Raw genomic sequence first — 24,053 nt, 5'->3', positions numbered from 1 at the left:
GAAAAATATAACGACAAAACACACAGCAGAATAGAAAATTTTGTCACATCAATTTTTTCATACACTCTTCCATAATGCATAAAAATGGTGAAGAGGACCCCGTCCTTTCCCTACTTCCAAAGCATTTGAAGCAGATAACGCTCCATGTAAATAGTCCTTTGCTTGTTTAACTGCACACAATAAAGGCTGTGTAGGCAATAATGCTGCAATTGCAGCAGAAATGGTACAACCGGTACCATGATCATGCGTGGTTACAAGACGAGGCGCCTCAAGCATAACAAGATCTTCACCATCACAATAAAGATCCGAACTAGAACAATTGTCATTCTCCATATCTTTTCCAGCAAGAGTACTCAAATGCCCTCCCTTTAACAGCACTGCCTTACAACCAAGTGCCAGTAATTGTGGAGCATATTGATACATAGCCTTTAACGACCATTGTATCTCACATCCCAACAACAGAGATGCCTCAGGCAAATTTGGCGTGATCAAAGTTGCCATGGGCACAAGAACATCACGCATAATTTCAATGGTATCAGGTTGTAAAAGTACATCGCCACTTTTTGCCACCATAACGGGATCAAAAACAATAAAACGCGCTTTGTGATAGGCAAGACGTTCTGCTATAATCTGTGCAATCTGAGCATTTGCCACCATACCAATTTTAACGGCATCAACATGGATATCCTCAAAAACAGAATCAATTTGATCAGCAACAAAAGCAGCATCTAATGCTTGAAAAGCACGTACACCTTGGGTATTTTGTGCAACAACCGCTGTAACCACACTCATACCATAAGTTTTCATAGCTGAAAAAACCTTCAAATCTGCCTGCATTCCAGCGCCACCAGAAGGATCTGTTCCCGCAATAGATAAAATCCGTGGAATAAAAAGTTCATCTTTTTGTAATTCCATCAACTTTTTTCTTTCTGTTTTTTATATCGGAAAATGAGTTACTAAAAAATAGATTTTTGAAAAAACATAAAGAAGATGTTTTCTCATGTAAATTATATTATATACAAAGTCTTCTTATAGATATAAAATGGAAAATCTAGTGCTTATCCTTCGTTCTATTCTTTTTACGTTCGCTTTTTATACAACAACTTTCATACAAATGATCCTTTACGCTCCTGTTTATTTTCTCATGCCACGAAAAAAGGCATGGATTGTTCCCAAAACATGGGCACGCGTTACACTCTTTTTGCAAAAATACATCGCAGGCACACGTTATGAAATCGAAGGATTAGAAAATCTTCCCAAAGGAGCCTATATCATTGCTCCAAAGCATCAATCGGCATGGGAAACTTTCAGCCTTGTTCCCTATCTTGACGATCCTACTCTCATTTTAAAACGTGAATTGATGTGGATTCCATTGTTTGGCTGGTATATGGCAAAAACACAAATTATCCCCATTAACCGCACAACGCCCATAAAAGCCTTAAAAAGGGTTATACAAAAAGCAAAAGAGAAAGTAAAACAAGGGCGTCAAATACTCATTTTTCCGGAAGGAACACGCCGACAACCCGGTCAAGAACCAGATTATAAATCCGGGATTGTCGCACTCTATAATGAATTAGGGCTTCAAGTTGTCCCCATTGCACACAATGCGGGTTTATATTGGCCACGAGATAATTTCCGCCGCTATCCCGGAACAATTCGTGTTCGTATTCTTCCTCCAATAGAAGCTGGTTTAAGCAAACGTGATTTTCTAGATCAACTTATCCAAAAAACTGAAGAAGCCTGTGATGAACTGCTCCTCTTAGCAGCTCAAGATCCTACCCCTCCTCCTATGCCACCATCAGCTGTTCAAAAACTTAAAAAACTAAATCATCATAAAACAACCAACTGATTAATCAGAATAACGCATCAATACGTATATCGGGTGGAGCCTATGAAACAAATCTATTAAGGAAAATCCTTCAAACTTTCTCGTTCAAAATTATAACACAACACATATGCACATTAAAAAATGATTCATATATGAACTTTTTTAGAAAGAATTCTTCCTCTCTTTAAAATCGTTTAAATAACATACAACATATTGATCTATAAGAATATTTTAGCGTCATTAAATTTAAATGAGAACTCTGAATACCGTAAATTTTTCTCATTTCAAATTTGTTCCATGTTATATCAGTCGGAACTATTTGCTTGCACGTTACAAGTAAAAAAGAGCCATATAGATAAAAACCGCGCAAGAAAGGCATGCCTCTTATCAAACGTCTCAAGTGTCAAGAGCTGTCAAAAACGTTAGAGGCTGAAAAACTGTATGATGATACTGGTTTATTCCTTCACAAGTGCAACATTGAGAGCAAATAATGAATGATACATGCTAACATCTTTCTTCATAAACATAAAAATTATTAACTCTTACGAACGATGTCTTAAAAGTGAGATAAAACCAGTAGATGTCTCTTTAAAATAACCGCGTGAATGAGCAACGTAACAGTATTTTATTTTGAGAGTTCTGTCTCATATAAGAAACCTGTTCCCCTATTAAAGAAAGTTCATAAATGAGCCGCAAAACTTTATCCTTCTTCACAAATCATTGTTAAAGATGCTTACGAAGAGGTAAAATGAAGAGAAAACAAACAACGTCTTTAAAGAAAAGACATCAATCAATAATATATCAATCAATAATATAATGTCGTGCTGTTTTTTATACATAAGGCATTGATTTATAATCAATAAATTATATACTATCACAACTGGAAATAACGTCTAGGCAAGAATTATTAAAGAAAAAAATAAAAACACCTCTTATAGACCATCCCAATATAAAGGTTTTCTTAAAGAAACATCTCTTAAAGAGCACCCCAACCCATTTTGCAATATTAAAGTATAATGATCAATCTGTTAAACAGTCTCATTTTTATGCTTGTAAAGAAGCAAACCAGCACCATCACACACTTTGCCAGTCCTCAATCCTCAAGTACAACAGCCTCTGGCACTTAAAACAGTTCATAAGAAATTTTGCTGTAGAGTTTTTTATCCATACAGTTTTCTTCGCTTGTAATGTGCAAGCGGATAGCTTTGATTGATTCAATCTAGAACAGATTTGGAATGAGAGAAGCTGACGATATTCGAAAGGCTTCATAAAACATGTAAAGAAGTGAAGTATCATTATAAATCAATATTTCTATAATAGAATAACAAGCCAAATGTATGATTATACGAGCCTGCGCTCCTTCCTAAAAACCCTCAATGCCCTCAAGAAGCTGAAATCTTATACAATCTTCATTATTTAAAAATTATTTTTTGAGAGACTTAAGCCATCAAACCAAATTCAAGAGGAAATAAACAAGGGGAAAATTAAAGATGAGTGTTGGTTTCTATCCCTAAGACAAGAACAGATACAGCAATTAACTATCTGTCCTCTCTATCCTGGACTTAAAAGCGTTGTATGCTACATTAAAATAATTCTAAATAACGAATAAGAAGGAACTGAATTTAAACTCATGGAACGTGTCTTCTATAATTTATTTTTTTCTTTCATTTTGAGTTTGTTCAGCACTGTTACTTTAGCACAGCCTTTTATTTCTGTTGATGTTACAACGGGACATATCTTAAAACATAATCAAGCTTTTGAGCGTTGGTATCCAGCTTCCTTAACAAAATTAATGACCGCTTATGTTATTTTTCGTGCCATGAGTCGAGGGGAAGTTTCACCCAACAAACATATCACCATCAGCCAATATGCAGCAAAAGCTCCCGCGTATCGTTCAGGCTATAAAGCTGGTTCTGTTCTCACACTTGATACAGCCTTAAGTATCACCATGGTTAAATCTACCAATGATTTGGCCATTGCCCTGAGCGAAGCCGTTGCTGGTTCACAGAAAGCTTTTGTACGCAAAATGAATAGCGAAGCTAAACGTTTAGGCATGTTTGGCACCCATTTTGCAAACGCAAGTGGTTTACCGGACCCTCAAAACTACTCCACCGCACGCGATATTGCTCTTTTAGCCGTTAAAATACGTCGTGAATTTCCACAATATGCTCATTATTTTTCTATTCCAGCCATTGATTTTGGTAATAACCGAAAAATCCAGCATAACTCAAACAACCTCATTGGCCGTTTTTATGGAATAGATGGTATGAAAACAGGCTTCATTTGTGCCTCTGGTTTTAATCTTGTTGCCTCAGCCACCCGCCATAAACGTACAATTATTGCTGTCATTCTAGGCGCTAAAAACATAAGCGAAAGAGAAGAAAAGGCAGCACAACTCCTCGAAATAGGATTTTTGCATCAAGGAAACCCCCAATTAACACTCGCAACATTAAAACCTTATGGGAATAATATAACACAAGCCAACAATATGAGACAACAAACATGCACCCCTGAAGCTATAAAAATGCATGCCAATTCATATGATGAACAAGGAAATATTATTCTCACCTCACCTTTTATTACTGCTCCACCTTCTGTTTTTCATCCTTTAGCAGTACACCTCATTCGTACACCTCAAACACCCAAAATAACAGTAAAACCACTCAAAAAACCTAACATTCCGTATAAAAAGCGCGCAAATCATTCTATAAAAAAGCCGTAGAATATAATCTATGGTTAACTGTAACGCCATGATTTATAATGATAACTCATTATTTTACCCCTTATGTCAAAACCACGAGTATGATCAAATTAACGCATTTCAAATCTGTATCTTCTGTATCTGTTGTATCAATTAAAACCAATCTCTTACACGTCACAAAGGAGATGAGCATATAGATAAAATAATCAAAACCCTTTCTATAATGCCCTGCAAGTGCCCAAAATTATCATAACATTAGCATTAAAAAAATATATGATTGTGCCCAGACTTACCTTCATAAGCGCATAAATGGTGATAAAATGGATTTCATAAGGAGTTGACCATTATATATCCCTTTACAAGCCCCATTATGCATGAGGTTAACGTCGTAAGATATGTTTCTTTAAAATAAAACCACGATTGGTGATTAAAATGAAAATAAAGCGCATTCCTCTCACGCTTATTACTGGTTTTTTAGGTTCTGGCAAAACAACCTTGCTCAACCGTATGCTCCATGAGCCTCTCTTAACACAGTGTGCTGTTATCATAAATGAATTCGGCAAAATCAGTATTGACCACCTTCTGGTTGAAAAGGCGACAGAAGGAATTATTGAGCTTGCCAATGGCTGCTTATGCTGCAATTTACGCAGTGATCTCATTAATACATTAATTGATTTAATCAATCGCGTCCAGACAAGACAGATCAAACAGCTCAATCACATTATCATTGAAACAACAGGGATGGCTGATCCCGCCCCTATTTTACAAATACTTTTAAGCCACCCATTGTTTATTCAAACATTGTCCATAAATGCTGTTCTTGCAACATTTGATACATTAAGCACACTTTCCATATGTGAGCGCTATCCTGAAATATATAAACAATTAATCTTCGCTGATAAAATTATTCTCACCAAAACAGATCTTACAGCTCCACAAACGCTTTCAGATACGCTCCTTAACGCACTTAAAACAATAAATCCTACAGCACAAATCATTGATGCCCATTCTGAAGATTTCTGCTCAAATTTATTAATAAATAAAACATTATGGAATGAAAAAGAAGAAAATATACACCTTAAGCAAAATCTTACGACGGCTCCACACGATCATACCCCTCATAAAACCATTCGTACCTTTTCAATAGACTATGAAGATCTTGTTGATTATGCCACAATTGAAACTTTTTTAGAGCTCCTACAAGCGCGTTATGGTGCCAAATTACTGCGTATTAAAGCCATTATCGCATTGCGTGACGATCCCTATCGCCCACTTGTATTACATGGTGTGCAAACATTTTTTCATCCACCCATAAGACTGCCAGCATGGCCAAAAGGAATAAAACAAACACGTTTTGTCATCATTGCCGATGGTGTTGAAAAAGAAGCAATACAAAAACTTCTCAATGCTTTTTTTAATAAACCAGCAATAGATACCGCAGACAAAACAGCCCTCTTGGAAAACCCTCTAATCATTCCAGGAATGAAATTTTAATTCTCCCCTCATGATATACCGTTAAACCCACTGAACCTATCCTCTTTACATTTTTAAAGAAGAAAAATAGCTCCACCATAGATTTTGTCATTTCCTAATGTACAGTGAGCTCTTAGCGCTTGAGACGATTCATCAGAGGCATTTTTATTGTACAGTTTTTACCCAAACAGGTTCCCCGTTTGTGACGGGCAAGCAAATAATTTTAATTGATTCAACATGAAATCAGTTTGGAATGAAAAAATATTACAGTATTCAGAGCTCTCATTCAATTTGAGAAACAATATGTTATTAATTTATAAAAAACTTTCATAAACATGACTCTTCAAATTTACTTATAAATAACACATTATGAGATGAAAAAGAGAAATACACATTTTAAACAATGCTTTACACCTTCTATACAATCATAACCCCATAAACTTACTCGTATCTTTTTACTGGAGGGTAAAATTGCTATAGACGACACCACAATTTACGCTTTTGGGATCTCTTACAAAAATTTATGACGCAAAATGACTACATATTAAAATACTCTAATGCTAGCATATTACCCTTATTTGTAAAATAGTCACACCTCTTACATAAAATAGAATGCCCCAATAGAACATCATTGTATCGCGAATTCACGCACTTATTTTTAAAGAAATGTTTTTCAATTCCCCCCTTACTTCAGAAAACTACCCATGAATGATATAAGGTAAAATCCCTCCATGAAATGGATGAAACCTATCCATCATTTTTACTCTATAAATACGTAAGCTAGCAGCATCATACTCTTTACCGGTTGAAAATACTTTAGAAGTTTTCGGTACTTTAGAACCTTGATAAGGAGTATTTTATTTCTTTAAGAGTTCTATTCACGTAGCAACTCAATTTATGGCGTGTAAAAAAAATGGTTTTGATTTATTCATCATAAACAGATTTTAAGATAAAAGCTCCTCATGATATTCAGACTCTTACTCAAACTGAATAATTATAAATTATCATTTTAAATCAAATTATTATTATAAAATTTTTTAATGTTTACCAATCTGTAATTAGGTTGTTTTATCTCGATACACACTTCATCTGCAAATCACTTCATGGGATTCATTTCACAACTCCATGAGACAAATTACTTGGTTTTAAATATTCCACTCAACTCTATATTTCTCTAGCCGATTGAAAAAAAGCCTCCTTAAATTTAGGCAAAAAACTGAAATAAAACAGAGATAATATCGTATTATAAAATGTATGAATGTATCTTATATAATAATAACAACACATTGATTTATAAATATAATTTGTTACTTCTATATTGAACAAGCGTCCCTAATATTTTGTAAGATTCTCTCATTTCAAATCTATTCCCATGTTGAATCAACCAAAATAATTTTCTTGCACATTACAAACAGGCAGAACCGCATGGATAAAAACCGTACAATAAAAATGCCTTTTATAAACTGTTCCAAATGTCAAAAGCTGTTGTAACATCAGACACTGAAAAATATAGGATGATACCGACTTGCTTCTAATCAAGCGTAAAAATAGGGGTGGTTGCTCAACGAAATCACCGTTATTCCTCCACAGGCACTATCGTAAAATGGGTGTGACATGCTTTAAAGAAAGTACGAGTCCCAAAAGTATATTCTGTTTGAAGCATTTTGTTTTAAATGAAGAGCGTGAGATCCTATTAAAAAATTTGAAAAACAAAAGGATAATTTCCGTTATGAATATGCCAAAACAACATTTACAGCATGAAAGAATAATAAAACCTTTGAAAGAAATAACAAAGAGAGATGCACGTTATATTAATTTACTCTTCACTAAAAAATAAAGATTAACCACCGATATCGACATGCAAACAACCTAACTTTTGTGACTAAATTTCTCTTGAGTTTCTCACTGCATCTGATTTAATGGTATACAATTCTATAAAAACTCAGCGCTTTTAAAATACTGACGACTTCCTTAAGCACCTTATGCGTAAAGTTCTTTCATGTCCTATATTACCGCCATCATAAGCGATGATATTTTACAGTATAGCAGAATACAATAACACTCACTTCATTAGGGAAGCTGAAGTTTTATCAATACCGCGATTAAAAACGTAACGTTTTCCATAAACTTCAACGGTTGGGGGTTGACGATTTTCTTCAAAAAAATCATAACCTTTCTTAAGCATAACCCAGAATTGATAATGCGGATCATTGCGATGACGTGACATATTATCCTCGGTCATGCGGAAAGGAAAAGCCTGCAGCTGAAATGCTCTTTGTCCTCCTTTAAAAGCATCCCGTGCAAACGCATAAATCTGAGCCATATTCTTATCACTCATAGAATAACAACCAGCAGAAAAGCAAGAACCATGCACCATAAGATTGCTTCCCGTACGACCATTTTCCTGATCATAAAGGTTAGGAAATCCTATATTAAAAGAAAGATAATATTTTGAATAAGGATTCATTTGATTTGCCGTAATCGTATAAAAACCTTCCGGTGTCTGAAGATCCCCTTCTTTATATTTAGGTCCAAGCTTGCCAGACCATTTACAAATACCATAGCGCGCAATCAAGATAAAAGGACCGGAACGAGATTGCTTCCAAACTTCAGCAACATTTTCCTCCTTGAAAAAGCGCATCACAATTGGTGCATAAGGATCAATATCATATAAAGCCATTCTATCCTGGATTTCTTGCGGAAGAGGTTGCTCAACTTTAGCACGAATAGAAGCCGGTAATCTTCCTTCACAGGCCGTCAATATTCCCATTACAAACAACACACACACAGCGATGAATCTGTTAAATATCATCAAAAAACTCCAATCCAACACCCCTCACAAAAAATGACTTATGCTAACGAGCGACCAATTTGAAGATATTTTTCCCTTCGCTCTTGTCTAAGAACTTCACCATCTTTTCCAACCATCGCTTTTAAAGCCTCCGAAATAATCTCACCCGTTGCATCAATGACAATTTCTTTACCACGATGCGCCCCACCTAAAGGTTCTGAAATAATGCCATCAATAATCTTTAATCGATACAAATCTTGAGCGGTAATACGCATATTCATTGCAGCATCTTTTGCGCGGGCTGGATCACGCCATAAAATAGAAGCTGCGCCTTCTGGAGAAATAACCGAGTAAATTGCGTGTTCCAACATATAAACTTTATTAGCCGCGGCAATTGCTATCGCCCCCCCAGACCCCCCTTCTCCAATAACAACGGACACAACTGGAACTTTTAGACGCAAAGTTGCTGCTGTTGATTGAGCAATTGCTTCTGCTTGCCCACGTTCTTCAGCGCTTACCCCAGGATAAGCGCCTGCCGTATCAACAAAAGTAAGGAGTGGTAAACCAAAGCGGTCCGCCATTTCCATAATACGGACAGCTTTACGATATCCTTCTGGCCGTGCAGAACCAAAATTATAGCGCAAACGTGTTTGCGTATCGTGACCTTTCTCTTGACCGATGTAAGCAACTGCTTCTCCCTTAAAGCGTGCAAAACCGGCTTGAATAGCCTCGTCTTCAGCAAACTTTCGATCTCCTGCCAAAGGTGTAACATCACTCAACAAGCGTTTGGCATAGTCCATAAAATGTGGACGATCAGGATGACGAGCGACTTGTGTTTTTTGCCATGGCGATAATTTTTTATAAATATCACGCAATGCCGTTTGGGAACGTGTTTCAAGACGCGCAATCTCGTCACTCATATCAAGACTGCCTTTTTCCTGAGAAATTTTTTTTAATTCAAGAATTTTTCCATCAAGATCAGCAACTGGTTTTTCAAAATCAAGATAATTATACATTTGCACCAACTCATTCAGTGTCACTTATACACTTATAATTTGCTTTATAAAGTTTTTTTCCAAAACATCACCTTTTCTTTAACGGGCCTTTTGCGCATCAGCAAGTGGATGATGCTCATTAACGAGATTATAAAGTCTCTCCTCCAACACATGGGTATAAATCTGAGTCGTAGAAATATCAGAATGACCTAACAAATGTTGAACAGCACGCAAATCTGCACCATTTTGCAAAAGATGGCTAGCAAAAGCATGACGCAACACATGGGGAGAAAAGCTTTCACTTCTTATTCCAGCTCTTTTAGCAAGTTTTTTCAATTCCCGTGCAACAACTTGACGCGCAATATAGCCTGTTTCTGAATGCGCCGGAAAAAGATAAAGACTTTTCGCATCTTTCCCTTTATCACGCAAATCCAACCACTGCAAAAGAACTTGATGGGCTTTTTTTGATAACAACACCATTCGTTCTTTTTTTCCCTTACCCCGAACCAAAATACTGTATGCTTTCCCCCGAACAGCCTGCACAGGCAGACTCACCAACTCACTAATGCGTAATCCCGTTGCATAAAGCATTTCGCTCAACAGCTGAAGACGCAATGCGCGCAGATAATTCTTAGATCCATAATCTGCTTGATTAACCTCTACTTCCGCCAAATCAAGAAATTTTGTCACCACATCTTCACTGATAATTTTTGGCAAAGGGCGCCCTTGACGAGGAGCATCAATATCATGAGAAGGATCATCTTCTCTTAATCCTTCTGCATAAAGAAACTGATAAAATTGACGCAATGTTGATAAACGGCGCGCTTGTGAAGTGGCAGCAAAACCATATGTATGCATCAGCGACAAAAGACCAGTCAAATCTTCTTTTTGTACTGAAAGGAGCGAAACAGAATGCGAAGACAATTCGTCTTGCGCCCACTGTAAATCATGCTGATAAGCCGCAAGCGTATGGGCAGAAGCGCCTCGCTCAGCACTCATCATTTCAAGAAAACGCTCTATCACAAGGTTACTTTTCATTGATTCTTTTCCAAGGAATGATTCTGCGAATCCAAAGGGACATCAACAGAAATATCCACAGTTACGGGTTCAACAAAAACCACAAGAATGACCATTATACTAAAGAGAATAGCAAGCAAAATGAAAAGAATCATCAAAAGTCTGGTTAACGTTGGCATAAAATAATAAACTTTTTCCAAAATATTCTATCTCTTAAATCCTACCTTATAAAGATTAACAGGAATTGACTTTAAAGCAGATAAATGCCGAAATAAGCTATGAAAAGTAATCGACCCCAACATCCCCCCCTATCGCAAATAAAAAGACAACTCTTATCATCTCTCGATAACCAAGTTCTTGTGTTTGTTGGTCTTATGGGCGCAGGAAAATCAATCATTGGAAAACGTGTTGCCACCATGCTTGATTTACCCTTTTATGATTCTGATCAAGAAATCGAAAAAGCAGCACAAATGTCTATCACAGAAATCTTTAAAATCTATGGTGAAGCGGAATTTCGTACTCTTGAACAACGTGTTATTCTCAACCTCATAAAACAACGCCCTCTTGTCTTAGCAACGGGTGGCGGTGCTTACATAAATCAAGAGACACAAAAAGCTATTCATCAAAATGGAATATCTATCTGGCTCAAAGCAGATCTTGATGTCCTCATGCAACGCGTTTCCAAGCGCCCAACACGACCGCTTCTTCAAACAGAAAATCCTAAAGAAACGATGCAAAAACTTATGGAACAGCGTTATCCTCTCTATGCAAAAGCAAACGTAACAATTAACAGTCATAAAGAAAGTCCCCGCAGCGTAGCAAAAACTGTCATACGATCTCTCCAGCATTACCTCCATACAAAAAAATAACGATAGAAAGAACAAGCATGCAAGCCAGAACCGTCACCATTAAATTAGACAAACACTGTTACGATATCCTCATTGGCCCAGATCTTATTGCGCAAGCTGCTTTACAGATTAAAAATGCTCTTCAGAAAAAAGATTTTCATCAAACGCGTTTGGCAATTGTCACAGATACCAATGTTGCATCTCTCCACTTAGATACATTACAAAAAGAATTAACAAAAAATAAAATTCATACTGTCCCTATTATTGTAGAAGCAGGAGAACAATCAAAATCATTTTCAACCTTGCAAACTGTCATCGATCAAATTCTTGCTGCTCGTTTAGAAAGAGGTGACTGTGTTATTGCTTTTGGTGGCGGTGTCATTGGAGATCTAGCAGGATTTGCGGCCAGTATGATCCGCCGCGGGATGAACTTCATTCAAATGCCTACAACACTTCTTGCACAAATTGATTCCTCTGTTGGCGGAAAAACGGGGATCAACAGCCGATATGGCAAAAATCTTATTGGTGCTTTTTACCAACCGCAATGCGTTATTGCTGATACATCTGTTCTTGATACACTACCACCACGTGAATTTCGTGCAGGTTATGCAGAAATGGTCAAATATGGGCTCATTAACCAACCTGATTTCTTTGCATGGCTTGAAAAAAACGGACAAGAAATTTTCTCTAATGGTCCTATGCGAATAGAAGCCATTGTTCGCTCATGCCAATTTAAAGCCACCATTGTAGCACGTGATGAATACGAAACAGGAGAACGCGCACTCTTAAACCTTGGACATACTTTTGGACACATGCTTGAAACAGCAACCGCTTATGACTCAAAGCGTTTAATTCACGGTGAAGCTGTAGCAATTGGAATGATTCTGGCACACCAATTCTCTGCGCAACTGAATCTAAGTGACCCCACACTTTCACATCGCATCGAAGCACACCTTAAAACTATAGGTCTTCCTACAGGGTTAAAGGATATCCCAGGAGAACTACCAGACGCCGAAACTTTAATGACTCTCATTGCTCAAGATAAAAAAGTTTCACAAAATAACTTGACTTTCATTTTGACACGCGGACTTGGTCAATCATTTATTGCAAAAAATGTTCCACCAGATGCCGTTTTATCCTTTTTGGAACAAAAATTAACAGAAATTCGTTAATTCATATTGAATATAATTGATTCGTTTTTATACTTCTATTAAAGAATAATTATGATGATGTCTGCGTAGCTCAGTAGGATAGAGCACAGGATTCCTAAAGAAATTGGGCACTTTGAGAAGAAATCCTCAAAGCGGATCTGCTCAAATTCGGGGAAAGCTTCATAGGCGAACTATATGCCAATCCCGAGCCAAGCTTCTCTTCACACGAGAGGAAGGTGTAGAGACTGAACGGGCAGCACCTAAAAAGCGCAAGCTTCAAGGTGAAGAGACAGTCCAGACCACAAACAGCCGATAAGGCTGGCGGTGAAAACCGAAGTGGTATGAATCCTGGGGTCGCAGGTTCGAATCCTGCCGTAGACACCATCGTATTTAAGACAAATTACTTTTCATATAGGGAAGCATTATGAAAAAAACTCTACAAATTTTAGGATTTTTTTCCTCTTTATTATTTTTCAATATCAGCAGTACCTTCGCTGCTGCTTTAGTCATTGAAGTATCAGATAATCCAGAAACAAAAACTATAGCCTACCAATGTAATGTCGGAGAAACTAAAGAACGCGTTGAAGCAACCTATCACAACGCTGGTAATATTTCATTGATTGATTTCAAGTGGAAAGGCGATCGTATTATCGCTGCGAATGTCATTGCTGCTTCTGGAGTAAAATATGTAGGAGAGCAGTATATTTGGTGGGAGAAAAATAAAGAAGTAACACTTTATGATCTTATTCAAGACCCAGAAGAAAAAAACCCCATCCTCTGTAAGGATGAATCATTGTTATTATTTTAAATAACTGAGGAAATATCATGAAAAAAATTTCTTTTATTGTAGGATTTTTAACTGCTTTAAGCCTACCGCTATTCGGTTCACTCAATGCCTCTGCAAACTCTTTAATCATCGAAGTACCAGATGATCCAGAACCAACAACAGAAGTTACTACCTATCAATGCGAAACAGGTACAAGTAAAGAGCGTGTTGAAGTAACCTATCTCAATGCGGATAGTATTGCACTTGTTGATTTCAAGTGGAAAGGAAAGCGGATCATCGCTTCCCGTAGCATAAGTGCTTCTGGAACAAAATATATGGGAGGTCCCTATATATGGTGGACAAAAGGAAACGAAGCCATACTTTCTGATCTCATTAATGATCCAGAAGAAAAAAATCTTATTCAATGTGTAGAAGAACAAAAAACAGAATAAAAAAGCTTATAGTCCCTTAAAAATCGCTTTGGCTCTTATCACACGATATTTCTTCTGAAATAGATGTTTGTTTTTCCATCTGACGTGATAAAAGAGCCAACGGTTTTTCTGATTTATTTTCTGAATAATGTCGATAAGCCGCTGCTTGTGATACAAGCATTGAAGCGACGGGGATTGTTACAAGTAAAAAAATCATTAACAAAAATTCATGAAAAACGAAATGATGATCTACAAAAGTTGAATAAAGAAACGACGCAATAAGAATACTGCCAGCGCCCCAACTTGTACTGAGTGAAAGCATATGTAAACGCTTATAAAAACTCGAAAGGCGCACCAGTCCTATGGTTCCAATCAGTGTGAGGCAAGATCCTAAAATCAAAAAAACCGTAACAGCAATAGCAACAACAAGCGATACATCATCCTTCATTCAATAATCTCCCCCCGCATGAGAAATTTTGCCAACGCAATACTTGATACAGGACCCAATAAACCAACAATGAGAGCTGCCACAAAATAAATGGTTGTTCCTGAACGAATATCAAAGGTCAGAAACAAAAGAATAGTGATGATATAAAGAGCATCCAACCCCAAAATTCTATCCTGTGCCCGTGGACCACGAACGAGCCGAAACAGTGCGAAAATCATTGCTAAACTTAAAAAAAACTGCGAGAGATAAAGCCCCCAATAAAGGATCACCATACTCATGAGAAAATCTCCAAAAGTAATTGCTCATAGCGTTGTTTGATCAATTTTTGATAATCATATCCATTTTTAAAATTTAAGACATGAAGCAAAAGTTCACTATTCCTTCTATTATAGGCAATCCAAACAGTCCCTGGAGTTGCAGAAAGAATACATGCTAAAACAGCTAAAGCCGTGCGACTTTCAAGTGAAATAGGCACCACAATAAAACCAGACTGCTGTTTTCTAGATCTTTTGGTTAAAACAAAGCAAGCCACAGCAATATTTGAAACGATAGAATCAATAAACACACGAAAAGACAGCTGAAAAACGGCACGCCAGCTTTTAATGGTTATCTTTTCCGGCTCAAGAAGCCGCATCATCCAGCCCCCAAACAAAGCAATGATAACGCCTAAAAGCAATTGACCGAAACTAAAGCCATTTAAAATCAGCCACATAAAAATAATTGCAACGCTAGAAAAAGGGAAAAAATAATAATGTTTCACTAATGAATCCCCCTATTTTCAAGAGAAAAATCATCTAAAACGCTGCCAATATAATTTTGAGGCTCATACAAAGTTTTGGCTGTTTCAAGCATATAACCACTAACAGGACCAGCGACAATTGTAATAAGAAAACACAACGCAAGCAAAACAGCAATGGGAGCAAATTCAATCACCTGCACCCGTGGAATCCTCCCTTCAAGAGAAACCCAAAAAGTTCGAATACCCGTTCGTGTCATCGCAATCAAAGCAGCAAAACCAGATAGCATAACAAAAATCATAAAAAGCCAATCGTGATAAACGGGTAGAGAAATATTTCCTTCACTATGGTTTAAGATTGCCACAAACATCATAAATTTAGCAACAAAACCAGAAAAAGGAGGAAGACCAATAATCAAAAGTGCACAAAGACCAAAACAAGCCCCAAGAATTGCCAAAGTTACTGGTAAATAAGTCCCTACTTCATCTTCTTCCTCCTCTTCATCGTCCCCATAGACTTCCATTGTCACCGTCAAAACATTGGCGGCTACATCTTGACAGCGTTCAACCAACTCCACCAAAAGAAAAAAAGCCCCCAATGCGAAAGTTGAGGAAACAATATAAAAGAGTGCACCTGCAATGAGTGCTGTATTGCCGATCCCGATTGCTGTCAATAATGTCCCAGAAGAAACCAAAACACTATAGGCTGCCAAACGTCCCAAGACTTGGCTTGCCAACACCCCAATAAAACCAAAAGCCATAGTGGCAAGCCCACCGTAAAATAAAACCATGTGACCAAAATGGCTAAAATACCCACTTTCTGGTCCAAACCATAACAATGTTAAACGTAAAATAATATAAATACCGACTTTGCTTAAAAGTGCAAAAGAAGCTCCAACAGGCGCTACTGTTACACTATAAGTTGGCATCAACCAAAAATTCAATGGCCACATCCCCGCTTTAATTAAGAAAGCAATTCCCAAAAGCGCAACCCCTATTTCAAATAAAGTCGTATCGCTAGAGGCTATATATTGTATTTTTACAGCTAAATCAGCCATATTGAGTGTGCCCACGATTCCATAAATGAGCGCTGCACCAACGAGAAAAAACGATGAAGCAACCAGATTAATCACGACGTAATGCAACCCAGCACGCACACGTAACGGACCAGAACCATGCAACGCAAGACCATAAGAAGCTGTTAACATCACTTCAAAAAATACAAATAAATTAAATAAATCACCGGTTAAAAAAGCGCCGTTTATTCCAACCATAAAAAATTGCATCAATGACTGAAAATGTGGACCCGCTTTATACCAATGTGCCCGTGCAAAAACCAACACCGCGCAGATCAATAGGCTAGAAAGCAAAAGCATCATAGCACTTAAGCGATCAAGCACCAAAACAATACCAAAAGGAGAAGGCCAATTACCAAGCCGGTACACATCCACAGCGGGAGCAACTTCAAGAGCACGCTTCACCAATAAAATAGCAATAACAACGAGCAATGCAGCAGAAAAAATACTTATGAGTGATTTCAGTTTTGAACGGCGCTCATCATAGAAAAGAAGAAGCGCTCCAGTACTTAACGGCAAAAGAATAGGCAAAATAAGAAGATGATGCACCCAAGCTTCCATCATTGCACCTCACGTCCATCAACGTGATCTGAACCTGTTAAACCGCGTGAAACCAACAAGATAACCAAAAATAAAGCTGTCGTTGCAAAACCGATCACAATCGAAGTTAAAACCAAAGCCTGTGGAAGAGGATCAACATAATTTGCCGGATTAATTGCCATCGTAGGATCAACGATTGGCGCTGCATTACTGCGTGGTCTACTCATTGCTAATATGAAAAGATTGACACCATAGGATATCAAGGACAAACCAAGAATGACTTGAAAAGTTCGTGGGCGCAAAATAAGCCAAATTCCAGACCCGACAAGCACACCAATAGCCAAAGAAAGAATAATTTCCATTAATTTTCCTTCTCTTTTACAACAGGTTTTTTACCGATTCGGTAACTACGAATGGATTGGTGTGCCAGTGCAATTAAAATAAGAATCGTTGCTCCCAACACAAGAGAAAACACACCAAAATCAAATAAAAAAGCAGATGCTATAGGAATCTTTCCAATCAACGGCACATGAATATATTGGAAAAATGATGTTAAAAAAGGATACCCAACAAACAAAGCCCCTATTCCTGTTACCAGCGATAGCAATAAGCCAAAGCCCATCCAGCGCAAAGGCAAAACTCTCAAATGGTTTTCCACCCAACGAATATCCCGTGCAAGATACTGCAAAATAAAGCCTATTGCTAGAGTCACACCACCAACAAATCCACCGCCTGGAAGATCATGTCCTCGCACAAATAAATAAAAAGAAAAAGCAATAATAACCGAAAAGAGCCACCCCATAATAACAGAAGGAATAGCGAGATAATTCAATATGGTATCCCCCACATTCCGATCTGGTTGTGCCTTATCAAAAGCTTCCTGAACACGTTGTTGAAATGGCGGCTCAATACTTTCAGGAGCAGGACGAAATCGACGTAAAAGAGCAAAGACAGTCAAAGAAACAGCCCCCAAAACCACAACTTCTCCCATCGTATCAAAACCACGGAAATCAACCAACAACACATTCACAACATTGCGACCCCCAGCACCAGAATAAGCATTTTTCAGAAAAAAATTAGAAACCGTTGTCCCTTGAGGACGTGTCATCATCGCAAAAGAGAGCCATGCAACACCCGCACCTCCCATAATTGCTATGGTGAAATCACGGGTACGACGTAAACGCACTCCAAAATGAATAGACGCTGGAGCAGGATGATAAACACGCTTAGGCAACCAACGCAAACCAAGCAATAATAAGACAGCAGTCACCACTTCAACAACCAATTGCGTTATGGCCAAATCGGGTGCAGAAAGCCATAAAAAGGTTGCGCACGTCATCAATCCTGCTCCACTCAATAACATGAGAGATGCAAGACGGTGAAATTTTGCTTGCCAAGCAACTAAAAGCGCGCACAATCCACCAACCAGCCAAAGCGCGAGAAAAGGAATATCAAGTGGAAAAAGTGGTAATCCTCCTGCTGCAATAAAACCATCAAACCAAAGCAAAAGACCAACAAAAATAAAACACACAGCAAAAATCCAGTGCAACTGGATTTGCAAATGGCGTGTTGACAAAACAGCCTCCACCGCACGTGCCCATTTCCAAGAAATAATCACAAGAATGCGTTCAAAAATACGCGGTCCTTTCAAATGACGAAAAAAGGGCGCTCCATCATCACAAGATAAAAAATAACGCCGCCCAACAACATAGAGGAGGCCGCCCCCTACTAAAGCCACCAAACTCATTATTAATGGTGTATTAATCCCATGCCAAACAGCCAAGCTGTAAGAGATCGTCATCGGTCCTAAAACAGACACAACAGCATTATCTAGAATAGGTCCGATTGTTAAATTAGGAAAAATACCAACAGCCAAACAAATAAACACCAAAAACTCCATGGGCAAACGCATAAAATGCGGTGGTTCATGGGGAGTCCTAGGTAATGTATGCGGTTTTGGTCCCCAAAAGACACCATGAATAAAACGTATAGAATAAGTTACACTAAACAAGCTTGCAAGCGTTGCGACATAAGGAGAAATCCAATCGAGCCATGATTCCATATGCGTTTCAACAGCCTCAGCAAAAAACATTTCTTTTGATAAAAAACCATTGAGCAAAGGAACACCAGCCATCGCCGCACTTGCAACTAAAGCAAGAGTCGCTGTAATCGGCATAGAGCGATAAAGACCTGTTAGCTTACGCATATCACGCGTTCCCGTTTCGTGATCAATAATGCCAGCAGCCATAAATAAAGATGCTTTAAAAGTAGCATGATTGGCCATATGAAAAATTGCTGCAACACATGCAAGGGGACTCCCAAGACTCAAAAGCGTGGTAATCAATCCAAGATGACTAATTGTTGAGTAAGCCAGTAATCCCTTTAAATCTTGCTGAAACATAGAAAAATAAGCACCAAGAAGAAGTGTTGAGAGTCCTGAAAAGCCAACCAACCAAAACCAAGACTCTGTCCCAGAGAGCACAGGCCATAAACGGACCAGCAAAAATAACCCAGCTTTTACCATCGTTGCCGAATGTAAATAAGCCGATACAGGCGTTGGGGCAGCCATCGCATTAGGCAACCAAAAATGAAAAGGAAACTGTGCACTTTTTGTTAATCCGCCTAATAAAATACAAATAAGGGCAGGGATATAAAAAGAGCTTGATCGGATTACATCTCCAGACTGTAAAATTTTATCCAGATCAAAACTACCAACGATATACCCAATCAATAAAACCCCAATAAAAAGGGTAAAACCACCAAAACCTGTAATCGTTAAAGCCATGCGCGCTCCTTCACGCGCACTCGCATTATGATACCAATAACCAATCAACAAAAAAGAAAAAATACTGGTGAGTTCCCAGAAAACAACCAAAAAGACGAGATTACCTGATAAAACAATCCCTGTCATTGAGCCCATAAAAGCTAGAAAAAAAGAAAAAAATCGTGGTACAGAATCTGCTGGGTCCATATAATAACGGGCATAAACAACAACAAGCAGCCCAATTCCTGTAATAAGCAAGCAAAAAAGCCACGACAGACCATCCATCCGGAGGATCAAATCACCCCCCCATTCTGGAAGCCAAGAAATATTTAAACGGACAATGTGGTTGCCTCGAATTGCCGGATAAAGCATGATTGTAAAAAGAAGACTAAAGAGAGCAACGCCCCCTGCAAACCACGCTTCATTATTTTTTGCTGTCGAACGAAAAAAGCCAATAACAGCACTTCCACAAAAGGGAAGCAAAATGAGCAATATCAACATTGCCTCCCGTGTTGTCATTCTTTCAGCTCCATCCTGCCCTTAATATTTTGTCATTGACAAAACAAAAAATTATATTTTCACCCCCCCCATTGCACACTTAATGATAATAAGATTTAATAAAACTTAAAAGTATTTAAATTTTTTAAAAAACAATGCTTACATAGAAAGAACAGCACTCAAGTTTTCTTTTTATTGTAAGAGCAATAACGCTCACGACAAGAAGCAATTAAAATTTTATGTAAATTTCTATCCTTTAAAAAAGCGCGATAAACACTGTTTACGAGGCCCATGAAAAGGCTGAAAGCTATTATCATTTTTATGATAAGAGCGATAACGAGCACGGCAAGATTCAATATGCTCTTTCAACATCCATGGCTCTTTTTTTTCTGAAGAAGACGTTAAAAAGACTCTTTTGGCATCTGATACAACTTTTAATGATGCATCTTTTGTGCTTAAATGCAGTTCTGTAACAAAAGCCGCTTCAGGATACCACCAGTTATCTTTATACTTAACATAACCACGCCGATAATGATGATAACCCTTAAAACCATTCAGTTCTCTACGCCCCGTAAAAACCAAAGGCACCGAATGCTCTTGAACAGAGCTTTGAGAGGCCAATGTGGCTTTAGCATCACCCCTATTTTGCTCCAAATAAACAAAAGTGGTTGTTATCATGAAAAGACTGCTTACAAATACAAAAGCTAAAGCATAATATAATTTTTTTTTCATACGCAACACTCAAAATAATAAACAACAGCCGTTACAGAAAGCTTTTCTATTGCTAGACAGAAACAGATTCTTTTCTTAAGATTTTTAGACATTCTGTTACTCCTTGTACTAAACGCTGATCTCAAGAATAAGATCCTTCAAAAAAGAATGAATAAATGATGATACAAACCCCCTATTATCTTATCGACAAATCAAAACTCATCAAAAATATGCAAACAATTTATCGTTTACGAGAAATGTCAGGCGCAAAAATTTTGCTTGCTTTGAAATGTTTTGCCACATGGAGTGTTTTTGATTTAATGTCTGAATTCATGGATGGAACCACTTCATCGTCCCTTTATGAACTGCGTTTGGGAAGAGAAAAATTTGGTAAAGAAACCCATGCTTATTCAGTTGCTTGGGCTGATCATGAAATTGATGAAGCCTGTGGCTATGCCGATAAAATTATCTTCAACTCAATCCAACAACTTCAACGTTTTGCTGATAAAACAAAAACCATTCAACGAGGTCTAAGATTAAATCCAGGAATAAGTGCATCAAATTTTGATCTTGCCAATCCCTCCCGCCCTTTTAGTCGCTTAGGAGAAACAAACCAAAGTGCGATTAAAGAAATTCTACCTCTCATCAACGGCTTGATGATCCATAACAATTGTGAAAACGCTGATTTTAATCTTTTTAACCAAATGCTTGGGAATATGGAAGAAAAGTTTTCAGAGCTTTTTTCTGCTGTAGACTGGATAAGCCTTGGCGGTGGCATTCATTTTACAGCTGAAAATTATCCTCTAGAAGCTTTTGCAGAACGCTTAAAGCATTTTTCCAAAACCCATGGTGTCGCTCTTTTTCTAGAACCAGGAGAAGCCGCTATCACCAAAAGCACCACCTTGGAAGTCAGCGTTCTTGACACATTGTATAATGAAAAGAATCTTGCCATCGTTGATAGTTCAATTGAAGCACACATGCTTGATCTTCTTATTTATCGTGAAAATGCAAAATTAGAACCCAATCAAGGAGAACACGAAATTATGATCTGCGGAAAATCCTGCCTTGCTGGCGATATTTTTGGAACGTTTCGGTTTCAAAAACCTCTTGAAATAGGAGATAGACTGTCTTTTCAAGATGCAGCAGGTTATACAATGGTCAAGAAAAACTGGTTTAACGGCGTAACAATGCCTGCTATTGTTCTCAAAGAATGCGATGGTACATTAACGCTGCAACGCCAATTCAGTTACAGTGATTATCGGACAAGTCTTTCATAAAGATAACCTTTAAAAAACGTCGTATAACAGTATTAAAAAGGAGATGAACCTACAATGAAAAAAAACGTTCTCATTATTGGTGCTGGAGGTGTTGCACAAGTTGTTGCACACAAATGTGCTCAAAACAACGATATTCTTGGTGAAATTCATATTGCTTCACGAACACTTAAAAAATGTGAAGCCATTATTGCTTCTATTAAAGAAAAAAATTCTATGAAAGAACAAGGTGTTCTCAAAAGCCATTCGCTCAACGCCATGAATGTAGAAGAAACTGTAAAGCTCATCCAAAAGACCAAATGCGAAATTGTCATTAATGTTGGTTCTGCCTTTCTTAATATGTCTGTTCTTTCAGCTTGTATCGAAACCAAATGCGCTTATATCGATACGGCTATTCACGAAGACCCTCTTAAAATTTGTGAAACACCACCTTGGTATGGCAATTATGAATGGCCTCGGCGTCAAGAATGTGAAAAAGCTGGTATCACGGCTATTCTGGGTGCTGGTTTTGATCCAGGTGTAGTGAATGCCTATGCAGCACTCGCCCATAAATGTCATTTTGATAAAATTACCGATATTGATATTATTGATATTAATGCCGGAAGTCATGGGCGTTGGTTTGCCACGAATTTTGATCCAGAAATTAATTTCCGTGAATTTACAGGGCAGGTATGGTCATGGCAAAATAAAAAATGGACTTCCAATAAAATGTTTGAAGTAAGCCACGAATGGGATCTTCCTGTTGTTGGAAAACAAAAAGCTTACATGACAGGACATGATGAAATTCATTCACTCTCCAAAAATCTTGATGTTCAAAATGTTCGCTTCTGGATGGGATTTAGTGAACGTTATATTACTGTTTTTACCGTTTTGAAAAATCTTGGTCTCTTATCCGAACAGCCCATTAAAACAGCAGAAGAACAAGAAGTCGTCCCTTTAAAAGTTGTCAAAGCTGTCTTACCTGATCCTTCCTCTCTCGCTCCAGAATACACAGGAAAAACCTGTATTGGAGATCTTATTAAAGGTGAAAAAGATGGAAAACCAAAAGAGATTTTTATCTATAACATAGCCGATCACAAACAAGCTTTTCATGAAACTGGAGCACAAGGCATTTCTTATACAGCTGGTGTACCAGCAGCAGCAGCAGCCCTTCTTATTGCCACAGACCAATGGGATGTTAAGACAATGGTCAATGTAGAAGAACTCCCTCCCCAGCCTTTCCTCAAATATCTCGATCATATGGGACTTTCCACCTATATAAGAGAACAACAAGAAGATATAAAATTACAGTTCTAAATTGATCCCTATAAGGAGCATAAGCTTGACTTTCTAAGTTATCACAAAACTGCCAAATGAAAAAAACTGAATATTCTTATAAAATAGAATTATGTTTTTTCAAAAATTTTAGCTATTCGTTATATTTTGGCAACATTGAGATTTCTTAACCCCCTTAAAGAAGATTCAGATCTTCTTTAAGACAGAGTAAGCAATGATCAAAAAGAACAAAAGAGTTAAAAGAAGTGATCTAATCGTTGTATGATCTATCATTGTCATACAAAAGAGTGTCATAAATAAAAGATATAAATACCGCTTTTTAAAAAAGAGCGGTATTTTCTAAAATATAAAATATCTGACACCCTCTTGATCTTCAAAAACAAAAATCTTTAACCAACGCTAATCATTAAACAACCCGGTTTCTTTGAAAAAATACCTCTTTCCTTCACACTCCATGTATCTCACGTCACATATAACCTATTGATTTAAAATCAATAAAATATCATTTTTACAAAAACAGTCTGTAAATAATCCAACTTTTGACCAAATATTTTTGCTTAGACTTTCCGCTTCAGCAAATTCTATAAGCAAACTTTGCTCTGAATATACAAGAAATTGTAAATATAATTTATTGTTTTGCACATTGAATGAGAGTCCCTCATACTTTAGGATTCGCTTATTTCAAATCCGCTTAGATTGATATTAATCAAAAGCATTTCTTTGTCGCGAG

21 protein-coding genes and 1 pseudogene are annotated in these 24,053 nt (G+C 37.5%); 10 read left to right on the top strand and 12 right to left on the bottom strand.

The window, feature by feature from the left end; translation table 11 throughout:
• Positions 1-57: 57 nt before the first annotated feature.
• Positions 58-915, bottom strand: a complete 858-nt coding sequence (thiD, locus tag FNZ60_RS05345; protein WP_142416639.1) for a bifunctional hydroxymethylpyrimidine kinase/phosphomethylpyrimidine kinase — start codon at positions 913-915, stop codon at positions 58-60.
• Positions 916-1,042: 127 nt separating this feature from the next.
• Here thiD and FNZ60_RS05340 point away from each other — a divergent pair, with 127 nt between their 5' ends.
• The 3 genes from FNZ60_RS05340 (at position 1,043) to FNZ60_RS05330 (ending at position 6,023) form a co-directional block, all read left to right on the top strand.
• Positions 1,043-1,849: a lysophospholipid acyltransferase family protein gene (locus FNZ60_RS05340; RefSeq protein ID WP_142416638.1), complete on the top strand. Its 807-nt coding sequence runs from the start codon at positions 1,043-1,045 to the stop codon at positions 1,847-1,849.
• Between the two features lie 1,609 nt (positions 1,850-3,458).
• Complete coding sequence (locus tag FNZ60_RS05335) at positions 3,459-4,550, top strand: D-alanyl-D-alanine carboxypeptidase family protein (RefSeq protein WP_142416637.1); 1,092 nt, start codon at positions 3,459-3,461, stop codon at positions 4,548-4,550.
• 411 nt (positions 4,551-4,961) lie between these two features.
• Complete coding sequence (locus tag FNZ60_RS05330) at positions 4,962-6,023, top strand: CobW family GTP-binding protein (RefSeq protein ID WP_185913485.1); 1,062 nt, start codon at positions 4,962-4,964, stop codon at positions 6,021-6,023.
• Between the two features lie 2,041 nt (positions 6,024-8,064).
• Here the strand turns inward: FNZ60_RS05330 and FNZ60_RS05325 are convergent.
• The 4 genes from FNZ60_RS05325 to FNZ60_RS09690 all read right to left on the bottom strand — a co-directional run bounded on the left by FNZ60_RS05325 (position 8,065) and on the right by FNZ60_RS09690 (position 10,984).
• Complete coding sequence (locus tag FNZ60_RS05325) at positions 8,065-8,814, bottom strand: L,D-transpeptidase family protein (RefSeq protein ID WP_142416636.1); 750 nt, start codon at positions 8,812-8,814, stop codon at positions 8,065-8,067.
• 38 nt (positions 8,815-8,852) lie between these two features.
• Complete coding sequence (locus FNZ60_RS05320) at positions 8,853-9,809, bottom strand: acetyl-CoA carboxylase carboxyltransferase subunit alpha (protein WP_142416645.1); 957 nt, start codon at positions 9,807-9,809, stop codon at positions 8,853-8,855.
• A 78-nt stretch (positions 9,810-9,887) separates the two neighbouring features.
• Positions 9,888-10,826, bottom strand: coding sequence for a site-specific tyrosine recombinase XerD (locus FNZ60_RS05315; protein ID WP_142416635.1), 939 nt, complete (start codon positions 10,824-10,826; stop codon positions 9,888-9,890).
• A complete protein-coding gene (locus tag FNZ60_RS09690; protein WP_185913483.1) occupies positions 10,823-10,984 on the bottom strand; it encodes a hypothetical protein in 162 nt (53 codons plus the stop codon). Before FNZ60_RS09690 ends, FNZ60_RS05315 begins: the two co-directional genes overlap by 4 nt.
• A gap of 99 nt (positions 10,985-11,083) precedes the next feature.
• Between FNZ60_RS09690 and FNZ60_RS05310 the strand changes: the two are divergent.
• The 5 genes and pseudogenes from FNZ60_RS05310 to FNZ60_RS05290 all read left to right on the top strand — a co-directional run bounded on the left by FNZ60_RS05310 (position 11,084) and on the right by FNZ60_RS05290 (position 14,022).
• Positions 11,084-11,717: pseudogene (locus tag FNZ60_RS05310) on the top strand (shikimate kinase).
• Positions 11,692-12,825: a 3-dehydroquinate synthase gene (gene aroB, locus FNZ60_RS05305; RefSeq protein WP_142416633.1), complete on the top strand. Its 1,134-nt coding sequence runs from the start codon at positions 11,692-11,694 to the stop codon at positions 12,823-12,825. Before FNZ60_RS05310 ends, aroB begins: the two are co-directional and overlap by 26 nt.
• Before the next feature lie 112 nt (positions 12,826-12,937).
• Positions 12,938-13,120, top strand: coding sequence for a hypothetical protein (locus FNZ60_RS05300; RefSeq protein WP_142416632.1), 183 nt, complete (start codon positions 12,938-12,940; stop codon positions 13,118-13,120).
• Positions 13,121-13,228: 108 nt separating this feature from the next.
• Complete coding sequence (locus FNZ60_RS05295) at positions 13,229-13,612, top strand: MliC family protein (RefSeq protein WP_142416631.1); 384 nt, start codon at positions 13,229-13,231, stop codon at positions 13,610-13,612.
• Between the two features lie 17 nt (positions 13,613-13,629).
• Positions 13,630-14,022, top strand: coding sequence for an MliC family protein (locus FNZ60_RS05290; protein ID WP_142416630.1), 393 nt, complete (start codon positions 13,630-13,632; stop codon positions 14,020-14,022).
• Positions 14,023-14,038: 16 nt separating this feature from the next.
• On the opposite strand, the gene mnhG is transcribed toward FNZ60_RS05290, so the two are convergent.
• From mnhG to FNZ60_RS05255, 7 genes are all read right to left on the bottom strand, one after another.
• Positions 14,039-14,449 carry a monovalent cation/H(+) antiporter subunit G gene (gene mnhG / locus FNZ60_RS05285; RefSeq protein ID WP_142416629.1) on the bottom strand — a complete coding sequence of 137 codons (411 nt, stop codon included), beginning with the start codon at positions 14,447-14,449 and terminating at the stop codon, positions 14,039-14,041.
• A complete protein-coding gene (locus FNZ60_RS05280; protein WP_142416628.1) occupies positions 14,446-14,727 on the bottom strand; it encodes a K+/H+ antiporter subunit F in 282 nt (93 codons plus the stop codon). The genes mnhG and FNZ60_RS05280 overlap by 4 nt, the downstream gene beginning before the upstream one ends.
• Positions 14,724-15,209 carry a Na+/H+ antiporter subunit E gene (locus FNZ60_RS05275; RefSeq protein WP_142416627.1) on the bottom strand — a complete coding sequence of 162 codons (486 nt, stop codon included), beginning with the start codon at positions 15,207-15,209 and terminating at the stop codon, positions 14,724-14,726. The genes FNZ60_RS05280 and FNZ60_RS05275 overlap by 4 nt, the downstream gene beginning before the upstream one ends.
• On the bottom strand, positions 15,209-16,822 hold the full coding sequence (locus FNZ60_RS05270) for a monovalent cation/H+ antiporter subunit D (protein ID WP_142416626.1): 1,614 nt from the start codon (positions 16,820-16,822) through the stop codon (positions 15,209-15,211). The genes FNZ60_RS05275 and FNZ60_RS05270 overlap by 1 nt, the downstream gene beginning before the upstream one ends.
• On the bottom strand, positions 16,822-17,163 hold the full coding sequence (locus FNZ60_RS05265) for a Na+/H+ antiporter subunit C (RefSeq protein ID WP_142416625.1): 342 nt from the start codon (positions 17,161-17,163) through the stop codon (positions 16,822-16,824). The genes FNZ60_RS05270 and FNZ60_RS05265 overlap by 1 nt, the downstream gene beginning before the upstream one ends.
• Positions 17,163-20,084, bottom strand: a complete 2,922-nt coding sequence (locus FNZ60_RS05260) for a monovalent cation/H+ antiporter subunit A (RefSeq protein ID WP_142416624.1) — start codon at positions 20,082-20,084, stop codon at positions 17,163-17,165. The genes FNZ60_RS05265 and FNZ60_RS05260 overlap by 1 nt, the downstream gene beginning before the upstream one ends.
• 228 nt (positions 20,085-20,312) lie before the next feature.
• Positions 20,313-20,801, bottom strand: a complete 489-nt coding sequence (locus FNZ60_RS05255; protein ID WP_142416623.1) for a BA14K family protein — start codon at positions 20,799-20,801, stop codon at positions 20,313-20,315.
• 152 nt (positions 20,802-20,953) lie between these two features.
• Between FNZ60_RS05255 and FNZ60_RS05250 the strand changes: the two genes are divergently transcribed.
• Both FNZ60_RS05250 and FNZ60_RS05245 read left to right on the top strand, forming a co-directional pair.
• Complete coding sequence (locus FNZ60_RS05250) at positions 20,954-22,051, top strand: carboxynorspermidine decarboxylase (RefSeq protein ID WP_142416644.1); 1,098 nt, start codon at positions 20,954-20,956, stop codon at positions 22,049-22,051.
• 54 nt (positions 22,052-22,105) lie between these two features.
• The gene (locus FNZ60_RS05245; RefSeq protein ID WP_142416622.1) at positions 22,106-23,344 is read left to right on the top strand and encodes a saccharopine dehydrogenase family protein; all 1,239 of its coding nucleotides are present in this window, start codon (positions 22,106-22,108) and stop codon (positions 23,342-23,344) included.
• Positions 23,345-24,053 lie beyond the last annotated feature (709 nt).

Source organism: Bartonella massiliensis (assembly GCF_902150025.1).
In the GTDB taxonomy this organism is placed as follows: Bacteria; Pseudomonadota; Alphaproteobacteria; order Rhizobiales; family Rhizobiaceae; genus Bartonella; species Bartonella massiliensis.
The sequence above is the reverse complement of the archived record's forward strand: the minus strand, read 5'-3'. Positions and strand labels throughout refer to the sequence as shown.